Annotated in this window: 24 protein-coding genes and 2 pseudogenes; 11 read left to right on the top strand and 15 right to left on the bottom strand. The window is 71.1% G+C overall.

The window, feature by feature from the left end; genetic code table 11:
* Window positions 1-108 precede the first annotated feature (108 nt).
* Together ACZ6D7_RS17915 and ACZ6D7_RS17920 are read left to right on the top strand one after the other, a co-directional pair.
* Window positions 109-1155 carry a saccharopine dehydrogenase family protein gene (locus ACZ6D7_RS17915; protein ID WP_469491333.1) on the top strand — a complete coding sequence of 349 codons (1047 nt, stop codon included), beginning with the start codon at window positions 109-111 and terminating at the stop codon, window positions 1153-1155.
* A 219-nt stretch (window positions 1156-1374) separates the two neighbouring features.
* Window positions 1375-1734, top strand: a complete 360-nt coding sequence (locus tag ACZ6D7_RS17920; RefSeq protein WP_469491335.1) for a hypothetical protein — start codon at window positions 1375-1377, stop codon at window positions 1732-1734.
* Between the two features lie 68 nt (window positions 1735-1802).
* Here the strand turns inward: ACZ6D7_RS17920 and ACZ6D7_RS17925 are convergent, their stop codons facing one another.
* From ACZ6D7_RS17925 to ACZ6D7_RS17935, 3 genes are all read right to left on the bottom strand, one after another.
* A complete protein-coding gene (locus ACZ6D7_RS17925; RefSeq protein WP_469491337.1) occupies window positions 1803-3044 on the bottom strand; it encodes a PP2C family protein-serine/threonine phosphatase in 1242 nt (413 codons plus the stop codon).
* Between the two features lie 350 nt (window positions 3045-3394).
* Entirely contained in the window at window positions 3395-3667 is a 273-nt protein-coding gene (locus ACZ6D7_RS17930; RefSeq protein ID WP_469491339.1) for a hypothetical protein, read from the bottom strand.
* A gap of 12 nt (window positions 3668-3679) precedes the next feature.
* A complete protein-coding gene (locus tag ACZ6D7_RS17935) occupies window positions 3680-3943 on the bottom strand; it encodes a hypothetical protein (protein ID WP_469491558.1) in 264 nt (87 codons plus the stop codon).
* 692 nt (window positions 3944-4635) lie between these two features.
* On the opposite strand from ACZ6D7_RS17935, the gene ACZ6D7_RS17940 reads away from it, so the two are divergent.
* From ACZ6D7_RS17940 to ACZ6D7_RS17960, 5 genes are all read left to right on the top strand, one after another.
* A complete protein-coding gene (locus ACZ6D7_RS17940; protein ID WP_469491342.1) occupies window positions 4636-5295 on the top strand; it encodes a DUF5994 family protein in 660 nt (219 codons plus the stop codon).
* Window positions 5296-5297: 2 nt separating this feature from the next.
* Window positions 5298-5465, top strand: a complete 168-nt coding sequence (locus tag ACZ6D7_RS17945; RefSeq protein ID WP_469491343.1) for a hypothetical protein — start codon at window positions 5298-5300, stop codon at window positions 5463-5465.
* A gap of 6 nt (window positions 5466-5471) precedes the next feature.
* Window positions 5472-5972 (top strand): DUF5994 family protein, encoded by a 501-nt coding sequence (locus ACZ6D7_RS17950; protein WP_469491345.1) that lies wholly within the window; start codon window positions 5472-5474, stop codon window positions 5970-5972.
* Between the two features lie 168 nt (window positions 5973-6140).
* Entirely contained in the window at window positions 6141-6512 is a 372-nt protein-coding gene (locus ACZ6D7_RS17955; RefSeq protein ID WP_469491347.1) for an STAS domain-containing protein, read from the top strand.
* A 56-nt stretch (window positions 6513-6568) separates the two neighbouring features.
* A complete protein-coding gene (locus tag ACZ6D7_RS17960) occupies window positions 6569-7207 on the top strand; it encodes a hypothetical protein (protein WP_469491348.1) in 639 nt (212 codons plus the stop codon).
* An 85-nt stretch (window positions 7208-7292) separates the two neighbouring features.
* On the opposite strand, the gene ACZ6D7_RS17965 is transcribed toward ACZ6D7_RS17960, so the two are convergent.
* The gene (locus ACZ6D7_RS17965) at window positions 7293-7547 is read right to left on the bottom strand and encodes an Atu4866 domain-containing protein (RefSeq protein ID WP_469491559.1); all 255 of its coding nucleotides are present in this window, start codon (window positions 7545-7547) and stop codon (window positions 7293-7295) included.
* Window positions 7548-7701: 154 nt separating this feature from the next.
* Between ACZ6D7_RS17965 and ACZ6D7_RS17970 the strand changes: the two are divergent.
* Window positions 7702-8643, top strand: a pseudogene (locus ACZ6D7_RS17970) (amidohydrolase family protein); the annotation flags it as partial.
* Here ACZ6D7_RS17970 and ACZ6D7_RS17975 read toward each other — a convergent pair.
* The 4 genes and pseudogenes from ACZ6D7_RS17975 to ACZ6D7_RS17990 form a co-directional block, all read right to left on the bottom strand.
* Window positions 8592-9584 carry an LLM class flavin-dependent oxidoreductase gene (locus ACZ6D7_RS17975; RefSeq protein ID WP_469491349.1) on the bottom strand — a complete coding sequence of 331 codons (993 nt, stop codon included), beginning with the start codon at window positions 9582-9584 and terminating at the stop codon, window positions 8592-8594. The pseudogene ACZ6D7_RS17970 and the gene ACZ6D7_RS17975 sit on opposite strands and share 52 nt — an antisense overlap.
* A 71-nt stretch (window positions 9585-9655) precedes the next feature.
* Window positions 9656-10201 (bottom strand): GNAT family N-acetyltransferase, encoded by a 546-nt coding sequence (locus ACZ6D7_RS17980; RefSeq protein WP_469491351.1) that lies wholly within the window; start codon window positions 10199-10201, stop codon window positions 9656-9658.
* Window positions 10202-10344: 143 nt separating this feature from the next.
* Window positions 10345-10449: pseudogene (locus ACZ6D7_RS17985) on the bottom strand (IS5/IS1182 family transposase); the annotation flags it as partial.
* Between the two features lie 187 nt (window positions 10450-10636).
* A complete protein-coding gene (locus ACZ6D7_RS17990; protein WP_469491352.1) occupies window positions 10637-12004 on the bottom strand; it encodes a M1 family metallopeptidase in 1368 nt (455 codons plus the stop codon).
* Between the two features lie 167 nt (window positions 12005-12171).
* Between ACZ6D7_RS17990 and ACZ6D7_RS17995 the strand changes: the two genes are divergently transcribed.
* Window positions 12172-13053 carry an endonuclease/exonuclease/phosphatase family protein gene (locus tag ACZ6D7_RS17995; protein WP_469491354.1) on the top strand — a complete coding sequence of 294 codons (882 nt, stop codon included), beginning with the start codon at window positions 12172-12174 and terminating at the stop codon, window positions 13051-13053.
* A 91-nt stretch (window positions 13054-13144) separates the two neighbouring features.
* Here ACZ6D7_RS17995 and ACZ6D7_RS18000 read toward each other — a convergent pair whose 3' ends face one another.
* Window positions 13145-13963 (bottom strand): saccharopine dehydrogenase family protein, encoded by an 819-nt coding sequence (locus tag ACZ6D7_RS18000; RefSeq protein ID WP_469491356.1) that lies wholly within the window; start codon window positions 13961-13963, stop codon window positions 13145-13147.
* Between ACZ6D7_RS18000 and ACZ6D7_RS18005 the strand changes: the two genes are divergently transcribed.
* Together ACZ6D7_RS18005 and ACZ6D7_RS18010 are read left to right on the top strand one after the other, a co-directional pair.
* Window positions 13953-14531, top strand: a complete 579-nt coding sequence (locus tag ACZ6D7_RS18005) for a LysE family translocator (protein WP_469491358.1) — start codon at window positions 13953-13955, stop codon at window positions 14529-14531. The two genes, ACZ6D7_RS18000 and ACZ6D7_RS18005, sit on opposite strands and share 11 nt — an antisense overlap.
* 410 nt (window positions 14532-14941) lie before the next feature.
* Window positions 14942-15466 carry a GtrA domain-containing protein gene (locus ACZ6D7_RS18010; RefSeq protein ID WP_469491359.1) on the top strand — a complete coding sequence of 175 codons (525 nt, stop codon included), beginning with the start codon at window positions 14942-14944 and terminating at the stop codon, window positions 15464-15466.
* A gap of 100 nt (window positions 15467-15566) precedes the next feature.
* On the opposite strand, the gene ACZ6D7_RS18015 is transcribed toward ACZ6D7_RS18010, so the two are convergent.
* The 6 genes from ACZ6D7_RS18015 to ACZ6D7_RS18040 form a co-directional block, all read right to left on the bottom strand.
* Entirely contained in the window at window positions 15567-15947 is a 381-nt protein-coding gene (locus ACZ6D7_RS18015; protein WP_469491360.1) for an amphi-Trp domain-containing protein, read from the bottom strand.
* A 428-nt stretch (window positions 15948-16375) separates the two neighbouring features.
* Entirely contained in the window at window positions 16376-16855 is a 480-nt protein-coding gene (locus tag ACZ6D7_RS18020) for an Asp23/Gls24 family envelope stress response protein (RefSeq protein WP_469491362.1), read from the bottom strand.
* A 631-nt stretch (window positions 16856-17486) separates the two neighbouring features.
* Entirely contained in the window at window positions 17487-18131 is a 645-nt protein-coding gene (locus tag ACZ6D7_RS18025; protein WP_469491364.1) for a nucleotidyltransferase domain-containing protein, read from the bottom strand.
* A gap of 516 nt (window positions 18132-18647) precedes the next feature.
* Complete coding sequence (locus tag ACZ6D7_RS18030; protein WP_469491366.1) at window positions 18648-20489, bottom strand: GMC family oxidoreductase; 1842 nt, start codon at window positions 20487-20489, stop codon at window positions 18648-18650.
* Window positions 20486-21901, bottom strand: a complete 1416-nt coding sequence (locus tag ACZ6D7_RS18035; RefSeq protein WP_469491368.1) for a hypothetical protein — start codon at window positions 21899-21901, stop codon at window positions 20486-20488. Before ACZ6D7_RS18035 ends, ACZ6D7_RS18030 begins: the two co-directional genes overlap by 4 nt.
* Window positions 21898-22584, bottom strand: coding sequence for a FadR/GntR family transcriptional regulator (locus tag ACZ6D7_RS18040; protein ID WP_469491370.1), 687 nt, complete (start codon window positions 22582-22584; stop codon window positions 21898-21900). The genes ACZ6D7_RS18035 and ACZ6D7_RS18040 overlap by 4 nt, the downstream gene beginning before the upstream one ends.
* Window positions 22585-22812 lie beyond the last annotated feature (228 nt).

A 22812-nucleotide genomic window follows, 5' to 3' on the forward strand; every position in this document is an offset into this window, starting at 1 on the left:
CCGAAATTGTACGGGGTATGTCGTTCCGGACACTCGCGGTGGGGCGCCCGCCCTCGCCAGGATGGTCGCAGCGGAACAAGAGGATCATTCGAGCGCGGGGGAGAACCCATGGGATCGGGACAGACGGTGACGGTGTTCGGTGCGTACGGACACACCGGACGCTTCGTGGTGGCCCAGCTGCGGGAGCGCGGGTTCGTCCCGGTTCTCTCCGGCCGCGACGCCGGCAAGCTGCGGGCGCTGGCGGCATCCGCCCCCGGAGTCGAGGTCCGGCCGGCGTCGGTCGACGACCCCGCCTCGCTCGACCGCGCCCTGGACGGTGCGGACGCTGTGATCAACTGCGCCGGGCCCTTCGCCATGACGGCCGCTCCCGTGATCGAGGCCGCACTGCGCGCCGGGATCCCGTACGTCGACGTGGCGGCCGAGATCGAGGCCAACCTCGACACGTTCACGCACTTCGCGGACCGCGCCCGCGCGGCGGGAGCGGTGATCGTCCCCGCGATGGCCTTCTACGGTGGCCTCGGCAACCTGCTGGCCACCGCCGCGATGGGGGACTGGACGGCGGCCGACGAGGCGAACATCGCCTACGGACTGAGCAGTTGGCACCCCACCCCCGGGACACGCACCGCGGGCACGGTCTCCCGGGAACGGCGAGGCGGCCGGCGCGTGCGCTTCACGGACGGGCGGCTGGAGTACCACGACGACGAGCCGACGCTCCTGAAGTGGCACTTCCCCGCCCCGATGGGCACCAGGGAGGTCGTCGGGGAGTTCACGATGGCCGACGTGGTCACCATCCCCAGCCATCTCTCCATCCCCGAGGTACGCACCCATATGACGACCGAAGCGGCCAGAGACCTCTCGGCCCCGGACACACCGGCGCCGACCGCGGCCGACGAGAACGGACGGTCCGACCAGACCTTCCTCGTCGACGCCGTCGTACGCTCCGGCGGCACCGAACGGCGCGCAGTGGCAAGCGGCCGGGACATCTACGCCGTCAGCGCACCGCTCGCGGTGGAGGCGGTCCACCGCATCCTCACCGGCCGGACCCGCACGGTCGGTGTCGCCTCCGCCGGCGAGATCTTCGACGCGCCCGACTTCCTCCGCGCACTGTCCCCGCACATCTCCTTCGAACTGCTCCAGCAGCGGACACCGTCCTGACCGATCTTGAGTTCTGTCTCCGTCGGGCCGCCGTCGGCGCCGCCGTGGGAGCGCAGGGCGCGATCGAGTACTCCGCCGAGGCCGCCGGCGGACCCGGCGGCACGTTCGTCGCCCCGGAGGGCTCCGCGGAGACCTTCGTCACCGTCGGCTCCGGCCCGGACCTCGGCATCAGCGCCCCGCAGGACGTCACCGGCGTCGCGCCCCGGCACCAGCCCCAGGGTGCCGGGGCGTGCACGGGCCGGACGACAGCGGCTCGCCGTCACCGACCAGGCGCTGTACGAGCGGTTCGACTACGAGGTCCAGCGCGGCGACGCCACCGACCTCAACGGCTCGGACAACGGCCGCACCGCCTGGACGTCGGGCGACGACCCGGGCCATCGGCCACTACGACTGCAACCTGCCGATGTGGGCCAAGCCGGACCTGAAGGTCAGCTTCCCGTTCCAGCCGCGCATCGACCGGGTCGTGCCCGACGCGACGGGCCGGGTCGTCGCCCGGCCCGACTACGGCACGTCCTTCGCCTTCGACACCCGAAGAGGAAGAACAACTCGGCCAAGGTGGTCGTCAACCCGTCCGCCTGACAGCGGTGAGAGGGCGAGCCCGAGGCTCGCCCCTTTTCGCTTCGAGGAGCTCTGTCTTCGCCGCGGGCTCAATCGAGGGTGGCGAGGTGATCGGCGTCGCCGCCTCGCCACTCGATGAGGAAGATGGTCGCGTCGTCGGTCGTGGCGCCGCCGCGTTCCTGTTTCAGGGCGTGGGAGAGCGCTCGTACCACCGCCCGTACCTCGGTGCGGTCGTGGAGAATCCGGTTGGTCCACTCGATGAGCTGCTCCTCACCGAACTGTTCCCCGCCGGCCTCGTGCTCCTCGATCAGGCCGTCGGTGAAGCACAGCAACCGGTCCCCGGGGTGCAGCATCCGCTCGCTGACCACCGGCTCCTCCCCGCCGAAGCCGACCGGCAACGTCGTCGGGCTCTCCAGCCGGTCCACCACGGCGCGGTCCCGGATCAGGAGCGGGGCCGGATGGCCTGCGTTGACCCAGCGCAGCCGGCCTGTGGTGATGTCCAGGACCATCATCTGTGCGGTGACGAAGTGGTCCTGGCCGAACTGTTCGTTGACGGCCCTGTCCATGAACGCGTACACCTGGGACAGCTCGGTGGTGGCCCGTCGCGTGTGGCGATACGCACCGATGGCCACCGTCGCCATCGTCGCCGCGTCCAGCCCGTGGCCCATCGCGTCGATCATGGCCACGTGAAGGATGTCGCCGTTCAGGGCGTAGTCGAAGCTGTCACCGGCCACGTCGTAGGCGGGCTCCAGGATTCCGGCCACCTCGACCTGCGGAGCGGTCATCGACAGCGGGGGCAGCAACGACCACTGGATCTCCGCGGCCACGCTCATCGGGGCGCTGCGGCGGGTCTGGAAGAACAGGTCGGTGTAGGAGTCCTTGGTGACGATCATGTCCGCGACCAGACCGGCGAGTCTGCGCAGCAAGCGCCGGTCGTCGTCATCGACCGTGTCCAGGGTGACGACCATCGCCCCGATCTGGTCGCTGCCGTCCAGCAGCGGCAGGTACATCCGCACACTGCCGTCCTGCGGCACCTCCACCGTTGTGCGGCTCAGGAACGCCTGGCCGGCGGGGGAGTCCTCGACCGGCTCGGGCTCGCCGACCTTCAGCCTCCGGCCCGGCAGCGGCACCAGCAGCACCTGTTCGTAGTCCTGCAGGAGGATGGAGACCTCCCGCCCTCCCATCCTGGCCACCTCTTCCGCGACGAGCGGGGCGATCAAGTCCGGTGGCATCTCGTGGGCCCGGTCCAGCAGCACACCCAGCAGTCGTTCGCCGAACCCCTCCGACCGGTCCACCCCGATCCGGTCCGGCTTGCGCCCACCGTCCGTCATCGCTGTCTGCTTCCCTTCGGCCCGGGGCATGGGGAACTCATCGGGGTGGAACTCATCGGGGTGGCCGCGTCCACGCGGTGTCCGCCAGGCGGCCCGACGGCCCGCCCTCGTCCCGGCGTGCGCGTCCGTCTGCCCCAACGACCCCGGCGTATACACACCGGGGTCGCCCTTCCGGGCCGGTCGCACGTGAGAGTGTGCCGACCCGCTTTCATGCTATGCCTGGTGCACATTTCGGGCATCAGGTGTTTCGCGGTTCTCGTGGCCATTTTCGGTTCCGCGTGGTCATGCCATTCGGTTCCGCGGTCATGGCCATTCCGTTCGCGCGGTCGGGGAAGCGCTTTCGCCCGGCGTCAGCCGCGTTCCTCCTCCGCGCTCTCCATGAGCTGGATGCCGTGGTGTGTCAGCGTGACCATCGCGGGTGTGTTTCCCCGCTCCCAGTCGACCGTGACGAGTCCCTCGCCTGCCAGATACGCGCAGGCGGCGGCGAGATCCTGCTGAGGGATCTGGAGATCGTCGCGCAGCTTCGTGCCTGTGACGCCAAGGAGCCGATTACCCTCCGTGGCCTCGTACAGGGCTTTCAGGATCGTCTCGCGGTAGTTCTTCCGCTCGCGCAGCGTTGCCATGGGGACACCGCTTCAGATTTCGTCCGTCTGCGTACGGCCGTTTCCGGAAGACCGACTGCTGACCAGCCAGGAGCGCGCAGGCTCCGCTGGGCGGGCGGTGTCCACCGTGAGGTGGAGGCGGGTTCCGCCGGCCGCCGTGCCGACGGGATAGCTGCGCTGCTCGGACGAGGCGAAGCAGCGACGGAGAACCTCCGCGACCTGGCGGGCGGCCTCGGGGGTCGAGGCGACCAGGCGTACGTCGACTTGCCCGGCGGAGGGCGGTTCCGGTGGCTCCACGGGGTGACGCCGCCCCGGCCTGCCCACCTCTTCCACTTCCACCGGGGATGCGGCAGTGGGCGATATGGCAGGCTGGGCCGGTCGTCGGTTCTTCGCCCGCAGGCGGCCGATTCCGGGCAGCGCATCGCTGTAGTGGTAGGCAGCGATCCTTGCGTCATGCTGCGCGTTGAGCCGGTGGATCAGGACGATTCCCATGGCGATCACGGCGATGATCAGGGCCGCGGTGATGACAGTCTCCACGTCCTCACCTCTCTCGGGCGGAGCGCACGAGGGAGACCGTGTTCAGGGCTGGCTGCATGTCTGCTGGTCGCGGTCATGACGCGAACCTGTCCCCGGGCTCGTCTTCGACGTTCCGGTCGTGTTGCTCGCCGAGAACGGCACCAGCATTGGATCTGGTGTGCGAAGTACTCCCGGTATTGCCACCCTACTCCGCTCGGGGTCCCTGGGGACGGGACGTATGACCAGGCATTTTCCCGAGCGCACCCGCCGGCCCGGAGCCGCTGTGCGGGGACTTCGCCCTCGTCACCGTCCTCGGCCGAGGAGTACCGCCGACGGCACGGTCCGTACTCCTCGGCCGAGGAGTACGCTGGAGGTACCGAGGATATTTCGCGCACCGGCTACCACGCTCGTGTCGTTTTCGGCGATCGAATAGTCCGGGCCGACCGTGGTCGGCCCGGGGCAGGGTTCGCGTCATGACTGCGACCATTTCTCTCTCGCCGACACACGAAGACCGGCTCTCGTCGTCCCCCCTCACCGACTCCTCTCTCCGTCTGTCGCTGGCTCCCGTCGGCACCGCGCCCGCTCTCCTGGACGGCGCCTGGTGGCCCCGCTCCCGCGACCTCGGGGCGGAACTCCCCTTCCTGACCGCCGTACTCGATCCGCTGTGGGGGCGGATCACCCGGGTCACGGTGAATCCCACCCACTGGCCGGTCGTCCCGCGCAAGGTGCCCGTCGCCGGGCATGTGGTGAACGTCGGCTGGTTCCTGCCCGAGCAGGACCCGCACGAACTGCTGCTGCTCTCCTACCACATGGGCCGCTGGAACCTGCTCGTGGTTCCGCCGCCGACGGACGCCGTCTCGGCCGCGTGGCTGATGGCCGCCGCGAGCGACCCCCTGGGCACGTCGACCGCGAGCCGGCTGATGGAACAGGCCGCCCGTCTGCGGACGGTGAGGGAGACCGACCGGACCGTGGAGGCGGTCTGGGACTCCGAGGGAGGGCATGGGGCCCGCGATCCCGCCTCACGGCCACGGATCCCGGCAGTCATGGCCGAGGGCGGAGGCCGAGCCGCCGCACCCGCCGTACCTGCCGCACCCGCCGTACCCGCCACCCCGAATCGGCCGATGGGGATGTGACGATGATGGAGACCTTCGTGACCGTGGTCGTCGTCCTTGCGATGATCGCTCTGGGTGTGCTCCTCATCCACCTGGCCAACCGGCAGCACAGCGACCGCATGGCCGCCTCCCACCACGGCCGCTTCTGGGCGACCGTGCGAGGACGCCGCACCCGGAAGGAAGTGGGGTGAGTCCTCGTGATCCCCATCAGGCTTCTGGCAGACACCAGCAGCGAGCCGATACTCCCCGGCACCGCGGTCCTGCGGATGGAGACGACGCCCAAGCGCACGGGGACGTTCGACGGCGCGTGGTGGCCGCGGTCACGCGACCTGGAGAGCCAACTGTCCGGACTGCTCGCCGCGTTGACCGCCCGGCTGGGTCCTCTCACCCGTGTCGGCCTCGACGCGGGCGCCTGGGACGAGAGGCCGGGCCATCTGGTCGTCGACGGTCGTAGCGTCCACATCGACTGGGCGGCCGTCAGCGACGACACCATGATCGTCACTCGGGGTGACCAGGACCATTTCATGCTCCTGGTGATCCCTCCACAGACGGCTCCTTCGCGCGCTCGCGCCGCGATGGCCATGGCCGTACGGGACGACAACGACGCCTCGGCCGAACAAATTCTCGCCGCCACCGGCGTCACCCCCGCCGACCGGACGCGCGTACCGCCCGGTGCTTCCGGCCCGCGTCCCATCTGATCGCACAGCACGCAGTCCGTTGCGTTGCCGGCGGCCGAGTTCATCAACTCGGGTCGCCGGCAACGGGAGTTCATCCTGGCCGTGCACGCGCACGCGCACGCTCACGCGCACGCTCACCCGCACCCGCACCCCATGCGTCCGCACCCTATGCGTCCGAACAGAGGAACCATGCCCCTCTCACAACTGAACGTCTACCGGCACGACCGCGACACCCGCGCTCTCATCACCCTCGCGGGAGAGATCGACCTGGCCACCGCACCTCTGGTGAGCAGGGCGCTGGCCGAGTGCCTGTACGACGGCATCCGCAGCATCGACGTCGACCTCACGGCGGTCACCTTCTGCGACGCCAGCGGACTCAACGCCTTCCTCATGGCATCCCGGCTCGTCACGGATGCCGGCAGGACCCTGCGACTGCACCACCCGTCGCGCAGCATGGCCCGCGTCATCGAGATCACCGGCTCCGGATTCCTGCTGCACTCGTTCCCCGCCGCTCGCACGCGATCGCGTCGGATTCCCGTCGCCGTGGGCAGTGCGCTGTGACGGCCCCGCCCCGGCGGGAGCAGCCGCCGCACGGTGACGGAAGCACACCGCCCGCCATGGACGCGTTACGCCTGCGCCGGCTGAACCGCTGGCAGGCGGAGACCCTCAAGGAGGACCTGGCCGACCTGTACGTGGAATCCTCCCGGGCACGGCCCGGCGAGGAGTACCGGGACCGGGAGGCGTTTCTACGGCGGTTGACCGGCGCCATCCGGCGGCCCGGCTTCGCCCTGCTGATCGCGGAGAGCACCGCTTTCGCCGGGTGCGCCTACGGATTCCCGGTACGGCGCGAGGGGACGTGGTGGCGGGGGTTCGACGGGCCCCTTCCGCGGAGCGTCGAACAGCTCACCGCCTCCGGACACGTCTTCGCGATCACAGAGACCGTCGTGCACCCTCACACGGACGACCCGAACCTTCCCCGCCGCCTCCAGCAACGCCTGCTCGCCGACCATCACGCCTCGCTCGGGGCGACGTTGGTGGATCAAGCCGACTGGGCGGCCCGCGACGCCTTCCTGTCGTGGGGCTGGCGGGACATCGGGACGGTCCGTCGCCCGTCGGACCGTCCAGGTCTCCTGCCTCTCCGGCCGTCGGACGCCGTGGTGCTCCGGGCCCTGGTGCTTCTTCTCCGGCTCGGACCGCGCACGACTGCCCACCAGGACGGCCTGGCCCACGAGAACCGCACCCAGCGGCCCTACTGAGGCCGACGCTGATCACGTCCGTCGAGCGAGCCGCTGCACCGGCCATGCGCGCCCCTGGTGTGTCGAGGCCTGTACGAGGGAGAGGTCAGCCGAGCTTCATGACGTAGCCCGCGTGGTGGAGTTCGTCGCCCTGGAACTCTCCGTAGGCCCAGAAGCCGAGGTCGTCCAGGTAGTCGATGCGGTCGCCGTCGATCCAGTAGCGGCCCTGGTAGGCGTGCGGGCGGCCGCCCCGGGTCTCGTCGTAGCGGCCGTCGGCGGTGAGTTCCTGGTGCAGGAAGTCGTTCCTGTCGATCCATACGCCGACGCGCGGGCTGCCGGTCAGGTCCTCGGCCGCCGGGATCCCCCGGCTCCGGCGCGGTGGGGCGGCCGGGGGTGTCGGTGCCGGCCCAGAGCACGGGCCGGCCGGCCGCGACGAGGGCGCGGACCTGCTCCGGCCGGGTCAAGAGCGTGGCCACGGCGCTCGGCACGTCGGCGGCGAGTGCGTCGGGCACCACGAGATCGCCGGACCGGCGCTCGCCTACGGCCCTGAACTCGCGCGTGTCGCCAAGGAGCTGGGCATCGGGGTGAGCGTGGACGCCGTCTTCGGCACGTCCTCCTCCGAGGCGGTCCTGCGCTGGGCCAAGGACGGGATCCTCAACCCCGGCGTCACCCTCATCCACTCCACCGGACTGACCCCCGAGGCGTGGAAGGCGATGGGGGAGACCGGCACCACCGTGGCGCTCGCCCCCACGTCCGACGCGCAGATCGGCCTGGAGACCGCGATCCCCGCCGTCGACGAGGCCCCGTCCGTCGGCATCCGCCCCGGACTGAGCATCGACGTCGAAGTCGCCCTGGCCAGCGACATGTTCACGCAGATGCGGGCCCTGCACGCCATCCAACGGATGCGCGCGGTCAACGCCGCCTACGGCACCGACCAGCAGCCCTCCCGCATCACCACCCACGACGTCCTCGACTTCGCCACCCTCCAGGGCGCCCACACCAACGGCCTGGCCGGCATCACCGGCTCCCTCACCCCCGGCAAGAAGGCCGACCTGCTGGTCGTCCAGGCCGAGGACCTCAACAACATGCCCCTCAACGACCCGATCGCCGTTCCCCTGCTCGCACCGGTGCTCCAGCGCCTGGCGGCACCCCTGCGCGCGGTTCTCGCCTTCGCGCTGGCCGCCGTCACCGTCGCGGCAGGCTCCTTCCTCGGCGGCCACACCGTGGCGCTGGCCGTCGCGCTGCTGCTGTTCGTGGCCGCCGTCGCGGCGGCGGCACCCGCTGTCGTCGAGACCATCAACGCCCGCGCCCCGCAGGCACGGGGTGCGGCCGTCGCGCTGATGCCGATGCTGGTGCTTGTGCAACGCTGCGTTGGCCCGGAAGCGAAGCCGTCCGCAGCGGTCCTTCAGGTGAAACTGGGCCGATCCGCGGGCGACGACAGGGCGACGAGCTCGTAGGACCGGAGGCGGTCCTCGAGCCTGTAGACAGGGGTGACGAGCATGAGCTCGTCCGCGCCCGTTGCCTTGACGAGTTGGGCGAGGCGCTGCCGCACGGCTTCGGGCGTGCCGTAGGCCTGGTGGGCACGGAAGCCGGCCAGGGCCTGCTGCTCCTCGTCGGTGAACGGGTGCTCGGCCGCCTGTGCGGGGGTGGGGAAGGAGAGGTCGCCGCGGCCTTGCAGGAGCGCGGCCTTGATGACGTTCATGGGTCCGGCGAGCCGGTCCGCCTCTTGCTGCGTTGCGGCGCAGACCGTCTCCACGCACAGCAGGACTCTCGGGCTGGGGCACCAGCGGGAAGGCTTGAAGCGGGTGCGGTACTGGTCGATCGCCGCTGTGGTGTTGTCGGGCCGGATGTGGTGTGCGAACGCCGCGGGCAGGCCGAGTGCGGCGGCGAGCGCGGCCCCCGCCGCGCTGGAGACCAGCAGCCACGGTTCGGGCAGGGTGCCGAGCGTGACTTCGTCGACCAGGTACTCCAGCGTGGCTGCCACGTCGGCCCGGTACTCGTCGTCCGTGACCGGCCCCGCTCCGCGTCTGAGCGCCCGCGCGGTCGGCTCGTGCAGCGTGCCCGGTCCGCGACCGATACCGAGGTCGATGCGATCCGGGTGCAACGCGGCGAGCGTGCCGAACTGTTCGGCCAGCATGATCGGGGCGTGGTTGGGGGCGAGGACGCCCCCTGAGCCCAACCGGATCGACGACGTCGACGCTGCGGCGTGAGCGATCAGCACGACGGGCGGGAAGGCACCGATCGCGGGCGAGTGGTGATGCTCGGCGTACCAGAGCCGCCGGTAGCCCAGCGCTTCGACCTTCCGGGCGACCGCCGTCGTGTCCCGCAAGGTCTCGGCGGGATCGGTGTCGGTCTGGACCATCGCGACTTCGAGCACGGAGAGCGGCACAGCCATCATGTGATCATTATGATCCAACGGGGCTGACTCGCACGGAACTTGAAGGCATCGGGCCACACCTGAGCGACCGCCTAGACCTTCGAGTCCGGCTTCTTCCAGTCCTGGACGAGGAGCCCGAGCAGCACCTCGTCCAGGAACTCGCCCATCACCCAGGCCGAGGAGCGCAGCACGCCCTCGCGGACGAAGCCGTTGCGCTCGGCGGAGCGCAGCATCGCGGCGTTGTCCGACAGTGTCTCGATCTGCAGCCGCTGCAGGCCGCGCACGACGAAACCGTAGTGGCACAGCACCGCGACCACGTCGGTGCCGTAGCCCTTGCCGCGGGCGGACGGCAGCAGCCCCAGCCCGATGTGCGCGCACCGGTTGTGGTTGTCGATGCCCCAGAGCGTCGCGGTGCCGACCAGCGTGCCGCCGTCCAGCTCCACCACGGAGAACGGGACGTGCCCCTGCTCCTTGTCGTCCACCACGAGCCGCGGATCCTTCGAGCCGGGCGTGATCGGCCGCCACGGCCGGCTTTCGGCCCGCGAGCCGTTGACCACGTCGTCGTAGAGCTCGGTCCGCAGGATCGGGATGTCGTCCTCGTAGCGGGCCCTGAGCCCGACCTTGCTGCCCTTTAGCATCCAAGATTCATATCCGACCGGGCTGGCTGACGGCAAACCAATATGAGGTCGTCTCAGTTGGGGTAGCGGCGATGGCAGATGAGGGGGCCGGCATGCCGACGAAGGCCAGGAACAGTCGGGATTGCGCCCGTAGTGTTCGTGCAGTCGTAGCCCTTGTCCGCGAGCGGCTTGGCCGGACGGCGTCGACGCGGGCCACAGCGCGAGCGGATCGGTGGGATGCCGTGCATCAGCGGGGTGAGCGTTTGGCTGGGTGGCGCAGGCGTGTCCACACCTCGCGATCGCTCGTGGCCGCCTGCCGCGACGCGGCGTTCGGTACCGGCTGCGCGCAGGCCTACCCGGCTGCCGGATGGTGCCCGCCGCCGACACGACCTCGCCTCGCCTTCTGGCCCGGCACGCCGGGATCCCGATGCGGCTCGGCCTGCGCTGGGCCGCCCGTCACCGGATGCGGTGGCTCTCCCAGAAGGGGCGCAGGTCCTCGTCCGTCATCGACTGGGCGGCCCTTTTGAAGTCGGCGGTGGTGGAGACGCCGTACCAGTGGGCCTGGGCGTATCGCTTGAGGAGTCGTGCCATGGCGTCGGCACCGAGGGTGCGTTCCAGGTCGGCCAGGGCACAGGGACCTGCCGTGTAGACGAGGTGGTACTCGCCGCGGTGCTGTGACCAGTAGGCCATCGAGGCGGTCAGAGCGGTGTCGTCGTCGGGCCAGTAGACGTCCGACCAGCAGTCGCGGGTCTCCCAGCCGTAGAAGCGGGCGTTGGCGTACTGGGCGAAACTCTCGTCCAGCCACGGCGAGGTGTACTCGTCGTTGCCGACGATGCCGTACCACCACTGGTGCGCCACCTCGTGGACGACGGCGCTGCCCTCCTCGGTGGTGCCGAGGAGGACGAGGCCGGGGTATTCCATCCCGCCGCCGAACTCGCTGGTCATCACGAGGTCGATCTCGCCGTACGGATAGCGGCCGAACTCCCGGCCGAACCGCTCGATCGCGGCGACGGCGTCCGTGCGGTTGAGGCGCACGCCCGCGGCAGGGGTGTCGGGTGCCCAGTACGACTTCACGCGCACCCCGCCGGGCGTGGTCTGCGTCGCCGTGCGGAACGGGCCCGCGGCCCACGCGAAGTCCCGCACCCTGTCCGCGACGCTGAGGGTGACCGTACGGCCGGGGCCGCCGGGGAGGGTTCGGGTGCGGCCGGTCGCGGGCACTTTCAGGGCCGACGGGTGGTCGAGACGGACCCGGAAGTCGCTCGTCAGGGCGTAGAAGCTCTCGCCGAGCGCCACGTAGGGGTCCAGGTGCCACCCCTTCGCGTCGTGCACGGCGAGCACCGGCAGCGCGTTGCCGAGGAAGCGGAAGGCGCCCTCGCGGCCGAAGCGGGCGTTGCGGTCGGGCACGGTGATGGAGACGTCGAAGGCGACGGACGCCCGCTCGTCGCGCGCGAGCGGCTTCGGCAGGGCGATGCGCAGGGCCGTGCAACCCACTGAGAGACCGCGCGGTGTGCCACCCTCCACGCTCGACACGATGACGCGGGCGGGCGCATCGGGCGTGCCGCACTTGTCCTCGCCGTTGCCCCACAGCCGCAGGTACACCTCGCGCAAAGGTCGATCGGACGCGTTGCGGAACGACACCCGCTGCCGTCCGGTCCAGTGGCTGCCGTCGGTGTCGGAGCGCAGAGCCACGTCGTAGCGAGGCCGATCGGGTGTCGCCGAGGCCCTGGCCATCTTCCACCCGGCCGCCGCGCCGGCATCACTCACACCGGCGCCGACCGCCACGAGCAGTACGAGCAGCACGACGAACAGACGACGACCGGGCATGGGCGACCACACGCTTGACGGCGACATGGCAGCCGATACTGCCACAACACACCGACGATGGAACCGACTTGGGCGGATCCGCAGCGCAGCAGGGAACCCTCCCGCGAGCGGACCCGCCTCGGCGTCGAGGCACGTGTTGCTGACAACCCCGTCACGTAATCTCGTGCTTGGCGACGTCAGTTGCCCTGTGTCCACACAGTGAGGAGGCGGCGGTGCTCGGAAGGGGCACGCGGTTGCTCTTGGGCGCCGTGATCGTGGCCTGCGTGGTGCTCGCCGGCCCCAGTGGACCGAGCGATGCCCTCTTCGGCGGGTCACTGCCCGTCGATGCCCACAGGGACGTCGTACCGAACCGGGTCATGACGTGGAATCTCTGCAACCCCTGCGAGGAAGGCAGCGTCGACCGGGCAGCGGAGATCGCCAGGTACGCGCCCCAGGTGATCGGCCTGCAAGAAGCGTGCGTGGGTGACGTCGAGAGGATCCGGGACCATCTGGAGAGCGTCTACGGGCTGGTGTACCACGTCGAGTACGGGACGGTTCTGCGGAACTGGGGCCGCTGCGGGGGAGTGCCGTGGAATCCGGGAGCCTACGGCCAGGCCGTCCTCTCGGCGGCACCGATGACCGACCGCGTCAACGTGGAATACCCCGACGGCGGATCCGAAGACCGTGGGTACATGGCGGTCACCACCAAGGTGGGCGGCCGGCCCGTCCGGGTCTTCAACACACACTTCGCCGAACGGCGTCAGGAAGCAGTCCGAGCCGACCAGGCCGGCGTACTCGCCGCAGAGATCGCCCGGCACGACCGCGCCATCGTCCTCGGCGACTTCAACGCGGTGCCGGACGCTCCCGAACTCACCCGGATATGGGCACTGGCCGCGGATGCGGACCCCCAGTGCCGTCCGGCGCACGCCGGCACCTGCGAGCCGACCACCGACTGGCACAGCAGGTTCGACTACATCTTCCTGCGAGGCATCACCCCGCTCAGGCATCGCGTCCAACCCACCCCGTATTCGGACCATCATCTGCTGCACACCGACCTGGACCTGACCTGAGGCGTCCTCGCGGCCGCCGACACGCTCGGAGCGTCGGCCCGGTGTGAGACGCCACGTCGTTTCTTCCCCGCCTCTGGCGGCATGGGGCAAGTCACTGTTTCGAGGCGCTGTCGAGGCGTTGGAGGGTCACGCCGTACTCGGCGAGCGATTCGGGCAGGCGGGCCAGGGTGGACAGCTGCTCGATGTGGTGGACCCCGCTGGGCAGCGATCCGGCGAGCAACTCCCGGGTGACATGAGCCGCCACCAGCGAGGTGACGCGGCTTTGTGCCTGTCCGGTGAGTGCGAACGCCGCGTGGCGGTCGCCGCGGTGGCCGTCCGCCCGGACGACGAATCCGTCGCCTCCGCTGTGCATCCTGCGGAAGACGACGGTCAAGGCCGGCCGCACGGCCGGCCGGCGGGCGGCCCGGCGCAGCGCGAAGAGGGTCGCAGTGAGCGGCCTGGAGTCCAGGCACAGGCGGGTCGTCACCTGCTCGACGCCGAGACTCCGGGGCAGGCTGTACTGATCGGAGAACGGGAACGGGTGCGTGGTGCGTGTGCCGTAGCCGGGCAGCTCGGTTCGCAGCGGGGCGGCCGTAGCGGGCTCGGGCAGGCGCGCCACCGTCCAGCGGACCGCGTCGGCGCCGTGCCGTTCGCCGGCGCCGAGCAGCACGGTGAGGTCGATCCGTTCGGCGCCGCCGACGGCCTCGTGCGCGAGGCGCGCCAGGAGGTTGGTCAGTCCGGGGGCGACCCCGACACTGAGCACGCCGGTCGCTCCGGTGCGGACGGCCGTCTCGTGCAGATCCGTCACTCCTTCCACGAGGTGACGGGTGGCCCCGATGTCGACCAGGTGCACGCCGCGCTCGAAACAGACTCGTGCGACGGTCGCGTCGGGCGGTTCCACACACATCACGACCGCCGTGATGTCTCCCAACCCTTCCAGCGTCCGCCGGAAGTCCTCCGGATCGCTGACGTCGACCCGCACGCCGCCCGGACGCTCGGCCCTGGCCGCGCTGCGTCCGGCGGCGACGACTCGATGCGGGAGCCATCCGGCGAGCGTCGCCGTTCTGCTGGCCGATCCCACTGCCTACGCGGTGGTGCGTGTGGCGGGCGGGCTGGTTCTGGTGGTCCTCGGCGTCGTCACACTCCGCGCCGCCCTCAGGGCGCCCGACGCCTCCGCCTCATCCTCGGACGGCGCGCGAAGGGGCTGGTGGAGCGCCTACCTCGCCGGACTCGGGACGAACCTCGGCAACCCCAAGGCCGGCGTGTTCGCGGTCTCGGTACTACCTCAGTTCGTCACGGCCCACGGTCCCGTCCTGATCTCGTCCATCGCCCTCGGAGTCATCTGGGCCATGGTCAACGCCGGCTGGTACCTGCTGTTCACCTGGGCCGTGAGTAGGGGCAAGTCGCTGGTCTCGCGGCCGGCGGTGCGACGGGGGATGAGCATCGTCACCGGGGTGGTGCTGCTGATCTTCGGGGTGGCGGTGGCAGGCGGTGTCTGACCACTGCGGCAGGGGCGGGGCGCCGTCCGTGCGCGGTGGAGCCCGACGGCTGCGGAGAGGGTGATCACGCATCCGACGAAGATCTGGGCCGGTGGTGCGCAGCAGGCAGTCCGGGGCGCCGAAAGGCCGCAACAGGTCCCGTCGGCCGGCCCACACCTTCGAGCGTGTCTCCGACATAGCGTTCACCTCCGATTCATTGCAACGAACAAGGTTTCGCTTGTTGCATTACCTTGAGATCATTGCAACGATTTTGCCGCTTTCACCTGCGTGATTGAGCAGATTGTGCAATAAATACGTTGCCTGGTGAATGAATGCAACGTAGCGTTTCTGTCTAGCGAAACCAGGGGTCGATGGCCTCGCAGATCGAGGGGTGCGCGTTTCGCGGAGTGGGCGATCAAGGGGGACGGATCATGGATACGGCGCGGAGTAGACAGCAGGCGGCACCCGGCGCCTTCACCGCCTTCGCCCGCTTCGTGGTCTGCGGCGGCGGGGTGGGGATCGCCTCCAGCTTCGCCGTGGCGGCCCTCGCCTCCTGGATCCCCTGGGTCCTGGCCAACGCCCTGATCACCGTGGTCTCCACGCTCCTCGCCACCGAGCTGCACGCCCGCTTCACCTTCGGCGCGGGCGGGCGCGCGACCGGGCGCCAGCATGCGCAGTCGGCCGGGTCCGCAGCGGCCGCGTACGCGGTGACCTGCGGGGCGATGCTGCTCCTGCAGCAACTGGTGGCGGCACCCGGCGCGGTGCTCGAGCAGGCCGTCTACCTGTCCGCCTCCGCCCTCGCCGGCGTCGCGCGGTTCGCGGTGCTGCGCCTCGTCGTCTTCGCGCGCAACCGCTCGCAGGCCGCGGCCACCGCCCGCCCCGCCCGTCCCGTGCACGTGACCGTGGTCCGCGCCGCGGCCTCCACTGGTCCAGCGGAGCTCTGCCGCATCGCCTGATCATCTCCGACAACACCTGCGAGTTCTGTCATGGGGGCCTGCACACCTCCTGCCGGCTCGGCCGCGGCGCCGGACGGGGTGTGGCGCGCCGGCCGGAGGTTCATGCTGTGGATCGGGGTGTTCTCGGGGAGGTCCGCTTCGCGCTCTTGCTCCCGCTGGTGCCGGTGCTGCTTCGGGTGGGCTTGGCAGGCACGCTCTTGCGCTCGGTGGCCGGCCGGGTGACTGCGGCTGCCTGTGGGGCGGCTGTCCGGTTCGGGGTGGTCGGCCAGGTGAACTCGATCTCCAGCTCGATCTGCCCGTCCTCGACCTCGACCTCTATCTCGCTGTGAAGGCTGTCGGGGACCCGCAGGCTGAGCACTACGGAGCCGAGTTCCAGTTCGGCCTGTCCGCCCTCTCTCAGTGCGGCGGCGAGTGCCGTGAGCTGGTCAGCTGCCTCGCGGCGTGACAGCGAGCGCTTCTGCTCGAACTTGAGGTCACTCATCCACGTCTCCGATCCGGTACAAACGGTAGATATCGCAATCCTGCTGCCATGCGTGAGATCGGGCATCCTCATGGTCGTCCGGGCGTACGGGCTTCACGGACCCGCCGGGCGAGATGCGGCGCCGTTTGCCCCCGGGCGCAGGTCGGCGGGGAGCAGCAGGGCGCCGTGTCGAGGAGTGGCACCTCGGCGCCGAGGTTCGTGAGGTGGGCCGCAGTGTGCCGGGGGTGTCTACAGGGGAGTGCGGCGTCTTTGAAGCCGGTGGGGTGGCGTGCGTCGGCCCCACTGCGCCAGGGGGAATGGGGTGTGGGGCCGACGGGGGCTTGGAGGAGGTCGGACGTTCGTTTGCGCGTGGCCACTGGCAGCGGCGGCCCGCGGACCAGAGCGCGGCGGTGTGGGAGTTCCTGCACGCCTGGTGGGTTCACGGAGGGCTACCTCACGCGGTCCTCGGTCGGTTCGGACTCCTCCTCGTCGGGCAGGTGGACGTCGTCGACGGCGATGTTCACCTCGACGACCTCCAGCCCCGTCATCCGTTCCACGGCGCTGATGACGTTGGCGCGCACGTCACCGGTGACCTCGACGATGGAGACGCCGTACTCGACGACGACGTCCAGGTCGACGGCTGCCTGGCGCTCGCCGACCTCGACCTTCACGCCGCGTGTCATGCCGCTGCCGGAACCGGGGACCCGTTCCCGCATGGCGCCGAAGGCGCGGGCCATACCTCCGCCGAGGTTGTGGATGCCCGGGATCTCGCGGGCGGCCATGCCCGCGATCTTGGCCACCACGCCGTCCGCGATACTGGTCTTCCCACGTGTCTCCGCCGAAGCCCCGGCCCCCGTCCGGTTCTTCAGTGTGCTCGCGCCCGCCTCCGGGTGGCCCGCCGAACGGAGGCTGGTTGGGTTGTCCGTCATGGCGATCGCCTCAGTACTTGTCCGATGTGCTGTGCGGACCCCGAGTACCCGCTCCTCCCGAGCCGCGAACGGCATCGGCATGATCGAACGGACCGGTTGTCCACCGTCGGCCCGCGTGATCTGCACTGGGGCCAGGGCTATCGGTAGTCGGTCGGACTGGCCGATTACGGCGTGATCCGCAACGGACAGGGGGCGGGCGAGCCTGGTCGCTGATGCGGCGACTGCGTCGTCCACCCTTCGCCGGGCGGCAGCCCGTCGGAGGAAACCCCGGCCGGCAGGCCGTCGACCGGTCGCCGTTCCGCTGTCTCCGGCGCGGAGGCCGCGCGTCACGCCGCGTTGATGACCACCGCCTTCAGCTGGGTCCAGCCCTCGACGTAGGACGTCGGCAACGGACCGGGACCGCTGGAGGCTCCAACGCTGCCGTGCACTGCCCTCCGCCCACCCGGACGCAGGCCGTGTCAGCCCGCCCGCAGCCGCCCTCCCAGCCGTCGCCGTCGTCGCCCGCGCCCTATTGCCTTGGCCGGCCACGCCGAACCCACCGGGCGCGGTGGCGGCCCCGAGATTCGGGACGCCGGCGGGGACGGTCGGCGGCCGGTCGTCCTCGGTGTTCCGCGGGAACGGCCCGCGCCACCTACCGTGCCAGCCGCGTCAGCCACGGATGCCCGGGGTGCACGCGGTCGAGCCACTCGCCAAGGCGGTCCTGCCGCGCCCGGCCCAGGAGCGGCAACACCCCGTCGAAGTCCGCCTGATCCTTGGGCCGCGGCGCCTTCGCTTTGAACAGCAGAACCAACTCCGGCACGAGGTAGGGGATCCCGTCCGCGGTCCGCTCGATGATCACGTCGTACGGCAGCCGCAGGCTCTCGTCCCTTCGGCAGATCCAGGTCCTGTCCTCGTGCGGCTCACGGAAGACGTCGAACAGGAACTGGCCGCTTGCTGGATCCCGGAACCAGGTCTGGTGCGTGGCCGCCAGTGCTTCAGCCCCTGCCCCTGCCCCTGCCCAGACCCGTCCCGAACCCACCGCGTCACACACATACTCGGGGAAGCGGTCCCGAATCTCCGGGAAATCCACTGCGGGTGCCGCGATCTCCAGGTCGCCGTGCGGCCGCGACTGCCCTCCGCGGAACAGATCCAGTGCCCACCCCGCCGCGACGCACCAGGGGGTACGCACTCCACCCAACCGCTCCGCGACCTGCTCCGGCCGCCAGGCGTCCGCCCACCGGGCATCCAGTTCGTCCGCGTCGAGCACAGCGCCGCCGGGCGGCAGGGAGTCATCCATCGCCCCAACCTACTGCCGCCCTACTGCCGCGATCCCGACCTGGCTGCGGCCTTCCGACCGGGACCGAAGCCGGGCCCCAACAGGACGGATACGGCCTCTGCTTGATCGAACCGGGCCACATCCTCATCGGGCGACTGGGCCGGCCGGTGGCTGTTCGATCGAGCGGATGAGCCGTTCGTACACCACCGGCCGGCTCGACGGGGGCCGAGCTCGGTGTGGGCCGAGTCCGCCCCCGTGTCCGCCACCGCATTGGCTCTGCGCCGGGGGGTGCGCTGTCCCTGCCGGCCGTACGACGGCGACGGCGCAGGGGCGGATCAACGGTGGTGCGGTCGGCGCCAGGCGCTACGCGCACGAATGGACTCCTGCGCCGCGCCTTTCCGGTGCCCGACCCGCTTGCCCGATCCCGCTTGCTCGATCCCCGCGTCCTGGCCCCCGGCGGGCGGCTCGTCGTGCACGGCGGGCCGGTCGCGGCCCGGGCACGCGCCGCCCCGTGGCTCCGGCTCGGTGCCGGTCGGTCTATTGCCGCAGGTGGTGGTGGGTGATGGCCAGGGCGGCGGCCATGATGCTCAGCTGTGGGTTGACTTCGGGGCAGGTGGGGAGGACGGACGCGTCCGCGACGAGCACGCCGTGCACTCCGCGCAGCCGTCCGGTGGGGTCGGTTGGGCAGCGCTGGGCGTCGGCGCCCGCGGCGACGGTTCCGGTCGGATGGTAGGCGGAGAGATGGAGCCGGCGGGCGCTGGTGTGGGCGAGGACGGAGTGGAGTTCCGTGAGGCTGTGGGCCCGGGGCGAGGAGGGAATGCCGGTGAGGACCTCGACCGCGCCGGCGGCGAAGAGCAGTTCGCCCATGGCGGCCACGGCTCGCAACAGGCGCCCCGCGTCTCGGCGGTGCAGGTCGTAGCGGATCAGGGTGCGGGTGTGGCCGAGGACGAGCCCGGAGGGCAGGTCGGCGATCATCGCACCCAAGGTGGCGAGCCGGTCGGCGCCGTCCAGTTCGCGACGCAGTTCGGCGCCCAGACCGGGGAGGACGAACGTGCCCATGCCGGGTGGGGTGGCGGTCGCCTCGATCAGCACGCCGTGGCGGCGGTGGTGTTCGTCCACCCCCACGCTCTGCAGGACGCCCTGCCAGGCGGTGACCGGTTCGGCGAAGCGGCCGGCGACGCTGGTGGCCGGGTGGACGCTCAGGTTGCGGCCCAGGCGCGGGTGCCGGCCGAGGCCGGAGCGGCGCAGCAGCGGCGGCGACTGCAGGGCGCCGGCGGCCACGACGACGAGGGGTGCGAGGATCTCGAAGTGGCCGTCGGTGCGACGTACCCGCACGCCTGCCGCACGAGGCAGGCCGGGCCGGTCTCTGTCCACGAGGATGCGTTCGGCCTTCGCCCCCGTGACGATCCGGGCGCCGGCGGCGCAGGCGTCGGGGAGGACGGACAGCTGAACGCTCTGCTTGGCGCCGGTGGGACAGCCCACCACACACTGGCAGGAACCCTGGCAGCCGGGCGCGTTACGGCGCAGGGGTGCGCCCGACCAGCCGAGGGCACGGGCGCCGGCGAGCGCGATGCGGCCGTTGTGGCCCATGACGTCCAGTGACTGGTCGGCCACGTTCAGGGTCCGTTCCACTTCGTCCAGGTGAGGGCCGAAGCCGCTCGCCAGCTCGAATCCGATGCCGGTGCTCCAGCGGGCCAGGACGTGGTCCGGAGTGCGATAGCAGGTGCCGGAGTTGACGAGGGTGGTGCCGCCGACGGCCCGGCCGGTGGGCAGCAGTACGGGTGGCAGGCCGGCGGCGATGGTGGCCCCGCCGTCCCGGTAGAGATCGGTGAAGCGTTCCAGCGGGGTGCGCTCGGCGAAGTCCTCGGTGGAGTAGTGGTGTCCTTCTTCGAGGACGACCACGTCGAGCCCGGCCCTGGCCAGGGTGCGGGCGGCCATGGCGCCACCGGCGCCGGAGCCGACGATGACAGCGTCGGCGGTCGAGCGTGCCGGCCAGGCGTCGGCGGGTGTGCAGGTGAGCGGCGGGTCGGGGCGCGTGAGGCCGCGTGCCGGGGGAGCGGTGTGCAGCATCCGCTCGGTTCCGGCCGCGAGCAGGACGGGCACCTTGAGCGCGTCCAGGAGCGGGAGCAGCCCGGGGGCGGCCGCGAGCGCGGCGAGCACCGCGTCCCGTTCGCCGGGTGAGAGTGCGGCCAGTCCGCGTCCCGTGCGCGCTTGCGCGAACGCGTTCACGGTGCGTGCCGCCGTCCGCAGGCCGATGCGGGCCGCCGCCGGCATCGAGGCGAGCACGTCCTCCAGCCGTGCGGGCACGCGCGCCGGCCAGGTGGCGGTGCCGTCATCGGCGATGAGCGCGGCCACCAGGCCCGCCAGGGCCGGGCTCACCGGGTGCCCACTTCCGCGTGTGCCGTGCCGCGCACATCCCATGCGGCCTCGGTGCGCCAGCCGCCCAACCACCGGCGTTCCAGCAGCACATGGGCGTCGGCGCGCTCGCTGTTGCGGCACACCGCCGGGGAGCCGTCCGGGTCGGTGTAGTCGAGGGTCAGCGTGCGCTGTGGGTCCTGGGTGACCTCCACCCGGATCCGGCGCAGTCCGCAGCGGCCGGTGACCGTCCAGGTGGGCAGGTCGATGCCGGCCCGGAAACGGCCCCAGCCCACCCGGCCGACCGCGGTCCGCTCGGCGCGGCGCGGCCAGGTGCGGCCGTCTCTGCGCAGCCGCAGGAAGACCAGCGGGGGCAGCCGGCGCAGGCCCGGCCGCATGGACTGGGCGGCGACGATCTCCAGGACGTCCCCGCCTCCGAGGTCGGCGTGCAGCCAGGCCCACCGGCGGGCGTTGCCCAGGCCGTAGATCCGGGCCGAGGCCCCGGGAGCCGAGGCGAGTGTCAGCGTCGTGCCGTCGTGGGTGACCGTCCCGTCGTACAGGGCGCGTGCGGAGGGAAGGACGTGAGATGCGGGCAGCCATGGGTGGCGCCAGGACCAGCGGGGGAAGGTGTACAGCGCCGTGTCGGTGGGCCGTTCGGTCAACTCCCAGCGCAGGGTGCCGTCTTGAGACGACCCGGCCAGCCGGCCGGGCCGCACGGTGACACCGTCCGCGGCGAATCCGACGTCTTGAGCCGCCCACGGGGCGGGGCCGAAACGGGCGTGCCGTACGGGGCCGCCCTCGGGGAAGAACGCGGCCCATCCGTGCGTGTACGGCGCGGATCCGTCGGCCGGCGCGACCAGTTCGTGATGCAGCCACACTCCGCTGCCGGTCACCGGGTCTGTGACGGTGGTGTACCAGACCTCGGTGCGCCCTGCTTCGCCGCGCCAGCGAGGCGCAAGGAGGGCAGTGGCATTCTCCTGCCGCGTCACGCGCATGCTCGCCAGGAACGGCAGGAGCTGCGTGGCGAGAGGGAATCGCAGGGTGCCCGTTCCTACCGCGGTGCCGTCCTCGTACAGCGTGTACGGCAGGACGGTCATCGAGGTCACCGGCCGGCGCGGCGTCACCGACTTCCAGCCGTCCAGGGTGAGCCGGCGGCCCGCGGCGGTGAACGCGAGGCGGTAGCGGATCCTGCGCCGTGCCAGCGGCGAGATCTCCAACTCTCCCTCGACGGAAGGCTCCCCGGCCCAGCCGGTGATCCGTATGCGGCCGACGGCGAGGGCCGCGACCGTACGCAGCGGCTGCAACAGGCCCTCGGTGGTCACCTGCAGCTCCAGGCGGACCCTGCGGACCCGGCCCGCATCCTCCTCCAGGCGCAGCGTGCCGAGCATCGTCTCGCGAAAGGCCGTTCGCCGGGCCGGAGCGGCGGCCGTGCTCATCGAATGCCCCCCAGCATGATGCGCTCGGTTGCCGTCAGATACGCCTCGGCCGCCCGCCGGGCCTCGGCCGCGTCCCCGGACCCGACCGCCTCGACGACCGGCTCCAGCCGGTCATGTGCGGCGCCCGCGTCTGTGAACGGGCCGACGAGGGCGGCGCGCACCGGCAGGTAGGCGTTGAACAGCGTGTTGGTCAGCAGCACGTAGACCCGATTGCCGGTGGCGCGGGCCAGACCCCGGTGCACCTCGACATCCGCGAGCTGTACCGCGTCACCGCCCTGTGCCTCACGGACAGCGGCCAGCAAGGTGCGCAACTCCTCGCGCTGCCGCCCGGTGGCCCTGATCGCGGCCCGCTCGGCGATCAACATGCCGATGCTGCGCCGTACTTCGAAGATCTCGTCGATCCAGTCGGGGCTGTGCCTGACGAGCATCGGCAGGAGATCGGCGCCGCCCAGGCGCAGATAGTCCCGTACGCGGGTGCCGACACCGTGGCGTGTCTCCAGCAGGCCTGCCTGCACGAGTCGGCCGAAGGCGTGTTTGAGGGTGGTGCGGGTGACGCCGTAGCCGTCGGCGAGGGTGCGCTCCGGTGGCAGATAACTCCCGGCCGGGTGACGCCCGTTGAGAATGTCCTCCCTCAGTCGGCCCTCCAGGACGTCGACGATCGTCTCGCGCGGCAGCGTCTCCACAGTGATCTCCCTTCGGTTGTTGCTCAGTGGCTGAGCCACTCAACCAGTGGAAGGCGATCGACGTCAACGACCGCTACGACGGCAGGCGTTGCACCGCCTCGCCACACAGCTGGGTGCCGTCGTGTGCTCTCGGTGTTGGTCTGCCGACACCAGCTGTGCAGAGCAGGCCGGGTTCTCTCATGGCGCCTGGTGATCGGCAGGGCCACCTGGTTGATTGGGCTGTGACGA

Source organism: Streptomyces sp. NPDC041784 (assembly GCF_055591025.1).

What these genes read in the sequence shown, in the direction of transcription:
- ACZ6D7_RS17915 (WP_469491333.1), top strand. Translation starts at nt 109, where the DNA reads ATGGGATCGGGACAGACGGTGACGGTGTTCGGTGCGTACGGACACACC.
- ACZ6D7_RS17925 (WP_469491337.1), bottom strand. Translation starts at nt 3,044, where the DNA reads ATGACGGACGGTGGGCGCAAGCCGGACCGGATCGGGGTGGACCGGTCG.
- ACZ6D7_RS17930 (WP_469491339.1), bottom strand. Translation starts at nt 3,667, where the DNA reads ATGGCAACGCTGCGCGAGCGGAAGAACTACCGCGAGACGATCCTGAAA.
- ACZ6D7_RS17940 (WP_469491342.1), top strand. Translation starts at nt 4,636, where the DNA reads ATGACTGCGACCATTTCTCTCTCGCCGACACACGAAGACCGGCTCTCG.
- ACZ6D7_RS17945 (WP_469491343.1), top strand. Translation starts at nt 5,298, where the DNA reads ATGATGGAGACCTTCGTGACCGTGGTCGTCGTCCTTGCGATGATCGCT.
- ACZ6D7_RS17955 (WP_469491347.1), top strand. Translation starts at nt 6,141, where the DNA reads ATGCCCCTCTCACAACTGAACGTCTACCGGCACGACCGCGACACCCGC.
- ACZ6D7_RS17960 (WP_469491348.1), top strand. Translation starts at nt 6,569, where the DNA reads ATGGACGCGTTACGCCTGCGCCGGCTGAACCGCTGGCAGGCGGAGACC.
- ACZ6D7_RS17975 (WP_469491349.1), bottom strand. Translation starts at nt 9,584, where the DNA reads ATGATGGCTGTGCCGCTCTCCGTGCTCGAAGTCGCGATGGTCCAGACC.
- ACZ6D7_RS17980 (WP_469491351.1), bottom strand. Translation starts at nt 10,201, where the DNA reads ATGCTAAAGGGCAGCAAGGTCGGGCTCAGGGCCCGCTACGAGGACGAC.
- ACZ6D7_RS17990 (WP_469491352.1), bottom strand. Translation starts at nt 12,004, where the DNA reads ATGCCCGGTCGTCGTCTGTTCGTCGTGCTGCTCGTACTGCTCGTGGCG.
- ACZ6D7_RS18005 (WP_469491358.1), top strand. Translation starts at nt 13,953, where the DNA reads ATGTCTCCCAACCCTTCCAGCGTCCGCCGGAAGTCCTCCGGATCGCTG.
- ACZ6D7_RS18010 (WP_469491359.1), top strand. Translation starts at nt 14,942, where the DNA reads ATGGATACGGCGCGGAGTAGACAGCAGGCGGCACCCGGCGCCTTCACC.
- ACZ6D7_RS18015 (WP_469491360.1), bottom strand. Translation starts at nt 15,947, where the DNA reads ATGAGTGACCTCAAGTTCGAGCAGAAGCGCTCGCTGTCACGCCGCGAG.
- ACZ6D7_RS18020 (WP_469491362.1), bottom strand. Translation starts at nt 16,855, where the DNA reads ATGACGGACAACCCAACCAGCCTCCGTTCGGCGGGCCACCCGGAGGCG.
- ACZ6D7_RS18025 (WP_469491364.1), bottom strand. Translation starts at nt 18,131, where the DNA reads ATGGATGACTCCCTGCCGCCCGGCGGCGCTGTGCTCGACGCGGACGAA.
- ACZ6D7_RS18035 (WP_469491368.1), bottom strand. Translation starts at nt 21,901, where the DNA reads ATGAGCACGGCCGCCGCTCCGGCCCGGCGAACGGCCTTTCGCGAGACG.